The sequence below is a fragment of the Bartonella sp. AC535YNZD genome, from assembly GCF_042196625.1.
Lineage (GTDB): Bacteria > Pseudomonadota > Alphaproteobacteria > Rhizobiales > Rhizobiaceae > Bartonella.
Map to the genome: position 1 here is coordinate 1 of NZ_JBHIQP010000074.1, position 749 is coordinate 749.

At 47.5% G+C, this 749-nt stretch carries 1 protein-coding gene; it reads right to left on the minus strand.

What is annotated here, in order from left to right; translation table 11 throughout:
• Window positions 1–749, minus strand: a 749-nt coding sequence (locus tag ACFIM8_RS09240) for a hemagglutinin repeat-containing protein (RefSeq protein WP_375614845.1), incomplete at both ends; no start/stop codon positions are given.

Consider the following 749-nt stretch of genomic DNA (forward strand, 5'->3'; position numbering starts at 1 on the left):
GCTGAACCGATCGTCAAGTTGCCTTCTTCTGTAGCCATAGCAAGATCACCCCCGGTGGTGATCCCCACCCCTGAGGCGGTTATATCTTGTTTAGCAATCACCGTTGCATTACCACCAGCAGAAAGCGCCTCGGTGTTTAATACGGTCTCCACGCCGTCAACCGTTGTGCGCCCTGCATCCAAACGAATATTCTTCTCCGCAACTAAAACAGCATCACCACCAGCAGAAAAATGCCCCCCTTGACTAAAGATATCCCCGCCATGCACATGCAATTGGTGATTTGCCGCAATCCGCCCTGAATTGGTTATCGTGGAATTGCTGGTATTCTGGCTGGTGATATTCACATCATCGCCCATGATCAAAGCTCCAGCAGAAACAAAGGAGGCTCTGTCTTTTTCGGGGATGTAAAGCACCGGAGCATAAACATCCATGCCCTTGACCTGTTGGCGCACATAAATCACCATCGGCGCTTCTAGGGACGCCAATTGTTCTTCACTCAAAGCCTCACCAAAAGGGAGATTGTGTGCTTTTGCATATTCTGCCCCGACATCCAGCAAAGTTTTGACTTGTTCAATGGCATCACTTCCAGGAATAAAGGAACCTTTGCCCAACCCTTGACCCACAAGATCACGCATTTGTTTCTCAATCAATTCCTTTTCGAAATAAGCATCGCCTAAGAAAAAAATCTCTCTGTCAGGATTGTAACCAATTCTGTTCAAATAATAGGCTGAGCCATAAAACTTGCCGAC